This is a genomic window from Okeania sp. SIO2F4 (genome assembly GCF_010672385.1).
Lineage (GTDB): Bacteria > Cyanobacteriota > Cyanobacteriia > Cyanobacteriales > Microcoleaceae > Trichodesmium.
Genome location: NZ_JAAHGT010000358.1, coordinates 1 through 3,541, shown reverse-complemented (window position 1 = coordinate 3,541; position 3,541 = coordinate 1). Strand labels below are relative to the sequence as shown.

Here is a 3,541-nt window from a genome sequence, read left to right as displayed (position 1 = left end):
AAATACTAAGATTGTGTGCGATCGCCAAATTCTAATTTGGCGATTTTCATTTTTCATCTATCTAAAATTATTCGAGAAATCATACCACGTTTAGATAATTTCTTGTTAATAAAGTGCCAAACTTGTAAGGTGCGTATTTACGGCTAAAATTTAGAATGTGAAAAGGATATAACAATCCGTCGTAACGCACCATTTTAGGTGTGTCAGTTTGCTACATTTATTCAAATTTGACAAATATTTCCAGAGTTTTATGGCAAAAATTCAATAAGTTTCAAATACAAAAATTCGGAGCGATAGCCAAATTATAATTTTTGGATTTTGATTTATTACGTCTCTAAAATTATTCGAGAAATCATATCACGTCTAGATAATTTTTTGTTAATAAAGTTCCCAACTTGTAGAGTGCGTATTTACGGCTAAAATTTAGAATGTGAAAAGGATATAACAATCCGTCGTAACGCACCATTTTAGGTGTGTCAGTTTGCTACATTTATTCAAACTTGACAAATATTTCCAGAGTTTTATGGCAAAAATTCAATAAGTTTCAAATACAAAAATTCGGAGCGATCGACAAATTCCAATTTTTGGATTTTCATTTTTCATCTATCTAAAATTGTTCTAGAAATCATATCACATAATGTAGGTTGGGTAGAACGAAGTGAAACCCAACAAAAATAAACATCTCTAATAATTAATTATCCCGCATGAATAATCAATTTTTTCTCAGTAATACCTATTTTCTGGATATGTCTAATAAGTTGGGTTTCGTTCCTCAACCCAACCTACAATTATTCAAATTTTACTTTTAATTCGTATATCAGTATATCCGTGGCATAATCCCTGTGAGCCTATTCAAATTTGACAAATATTTCTACAGTTTTATTTGGATATAAATCTATATATCGGGCACGAATAGTAGAATTTGATTTGACTGGAATAAAGCTAGTCATACTGCCTAAAGAGAGTAAATCTCCTTTTTTTAATTCTTTTCCTTCAGCTTGCAAAGAATCTTTAATCCACAACACAACATTCAAGGGATTACCTAATAAACTACTACTATTTCCTGATGCTAATACTTTGCCATTTTCGTCTAACATTTCTATTCGTAAACTTTTCAAACGATTTTCCCATTCATCAGTATTAGCAACAGGAATAGGTTCACCTAAAATTCCTGTTCTTGCTCCAACATTAATTGCTAAAATAGCAGGACCATCTAATTTTACATCTTGACTATAAACTAAATCTCCCAATTCAATAAATGGGATAACAGCATCTAAATATTTCAAGGTTTCTCTAGGAGTTTTGGCATTATTAATTTCTGAACTTCCTACCCTCATAATTAAGTCGCCTTCTCCTATAGAACGACTGCCAAATTTAGCAGAAATAACACTACCATTTTCTAACAACATTTTTTCTAGTAAAGTACCGCGCAAAGGTTGAGAAGTATTAAAACGTTCTTGAGATTTTTGACTGGTTAATCCAGCTTTATAACCAACTACCTGACCGAGACTTTTACTAATTTCTGCCACAAACTGATTTTGAACTTTTTGTGCTTCGGGTAAAGTTAGATTTACTGTTGTTTTTACTGGAGTTTTTTGGAGGTAATTTTCTACTAGATTTTCGACTAATTGGGAATTATTATCTGGAGTAACTGTAGATATAGAATTTTTGTCAGAAGTTTCCGTTTCTGGTGGGGTTTTTGATGTTTCAAAAGTGCAAGCTGAAAGTAAAGAGATTAAGAGTAAAATGAGGTATTTAGATATGTGCATAATTTTTAGTTTTAAATTAAAGTTTTGTTAGTTTTTTTTCCATATAGAAAAATTAGACAGATTCTGGCATGGATACACGGAATTAAAATAGCTAAAATGGTCCGTTACGACAGATTGCTAAATACTTTTCATAGTCTAAATTTAAGCTGTCTTTTCATGTCCGCTCTTAGCGGAAACGCACCCTACTACACTGACTAAAACCTAACCCCCCAACCCCCTTAAGTGCTAGCGTTGGGGGAGCATTTCTCCCCTCTCTTTGCAGGAGAGGGGTCGGGGGAGAGGTCTTTATTTATTCCGGAAAAACCACATTTTCGTACAATAAAGAAGTAGTAAATTGAAAATTAATGCTTTCTAATTTAACGGAAAATTCCTGTTGACTATCAGTTATTTCCTCAAGAGAATAAGTAGTAAGTTTCCATTGATTTTTTTCATTAATTTGATAACATTCAGTACATATCCTTTCTTAGTCAATAAGAATATAGTCCCTACTGCTTTTTAGTTTTCCAGAAAGTTTTATTAGTCTTTATTCCCATTTAGAACAATCAGGAGTATTTTTAGGATCGGAATTTTTATCTTGTTCAATTTCCTTGATTTTATTTTGGTTAGCTTGCTTGTCTATAGGAAGCCATTTTTTAAATCCATATTTGTCTTCAACTTTTGTACCTTTTACATAAATTGCTTCTTTCCAATTGCAGGCTAACTTTATTTGTGCATTACTGAGATTTTTTGCTTTAAAAAGGTAAGCTTCACTGAGGTTAGTTTCATTAAGGTTAGCAGAACTGAGGTTAGTTTTATGGAGGTCAGTTCCACTGAGGTTAGTTTTATGGAGGTCAGTTCCACTGAGGTTAGCATCATAGAATATAGCTCCACTGAGATTAGATTCAAAAAGGTCAGCTTCACTAAGGTTAGCTCTGATGAGTTTAGCTTCATTGAGGGTAATCCAGCCTAGGTAAGTTTCATTAAGTTGTAGACCAGATAAATCAAATCTTTCTTTATGCAATCGTTGTACTGCAGTTTTCACAACCCCAGATCGATCGCTTATACCATCATTAATAATAGTCCAGGTAGCAAAAAGTTTATTTTCTTTTTGTTCTTCTAACCCTGTTAACCAGGTTACTAAACTAACGATAAGAGCAAAATTGGCAAGCAAACTCAAAATATTTAAAATGGCAGCATTTTTTAACAGATAGTCTATATCTTCTAAATACTTCTCAACACGAGTTGTTTCCCACCAATCTGCAATACGTCTGATGAGTCTGGTTTGTTTTTCAGGAGTTGGTTTGTTAGGAGATTGAATATTTAGAGGAAAATAAAAACCTTGTTGTTTCAGATTTTCTATTTTTTCTTCTAATTTTTTGTTCCTTGATTTTTGTTTTCTATTCTTTATCATTGTCTTTATCTTTCCACTTTAATAGTAAACCGATATATCTAAAAATAGTGCAATAAGCGTAGGTTGGGTTGTTTGCGTTAGCATTGCGAAGCATGGAATCGAAACCCAACAATGGTCTAATACGGTTCAGATAATATCGTGTCCGGATAATTAGTGAGCAAAAAACCTTTTCCCTTCTAACTTTTTCTTTCCTTCTGCTTTACCTTTTCCAAAGTGTAAGTATTCAATCAGACATGATCTAAGACCAAAACCTATAAAATATCGAACAATTATTAGTAGCTCTTGAGATTACAAAACTGCAAAAAAATCCTTAACTCAAGCGTATTGAACAATAATGAAGTAAGGTTTTGTTGGGTAGAACAAAGTGAAACCCAACAAAACC

General features: G+C 32.6%; 2 protein-coding genes. Both read right to left on the bottom strand.

The genetic code is table 11. The features are described 5' to 3' along the window. Positions 1–848 precede the first annotated feature (848 nt). Positions 849–1,769: a 2-keto-4-pentenoate hydratase gene (locus F6K22_RS21290; RefSeq protein ID WP_293102346.1), complete on the bottom strand. Its 921-nt coding sequence runs from the start codon at positions 1,767–1,769 to the stop codon at positions 849–851. Between the two features lie 523 nt (positions 1,770–2,292). Further along, the gene (locus F6K22_RS21285; protein WP_293102343.1) at positions 2,293–3,159 is read right to left on the bottom strand and encodes a pentapeptide repeat-containing protein; all 867 of its coding nucleotides are present in this window, start codon (positions 3,157–3,159) and stop codon (positions 2,293–2,295) included. Positions 3,160–3,541: the final 382 nt, after the last annotated feature.

What these genes read in the sequence shown, in the direction of transcription:
- F6K22_RS21290 (WP_293102346.1), bottom strand. Translation starts at nt 1,769, where the DNA reads ATGCACATATCTAAATACCTCATTTTACTCTTAATCTCTTTACTTTCA.
- F6K22_RS21285 (WP_293102343.1), bottom strand. Translation starts at nt 3,159, where the DNA reads ATGATAAAGAATAGAAAACAAAAATCAAGGAACAAAAAATTAGAAGAA.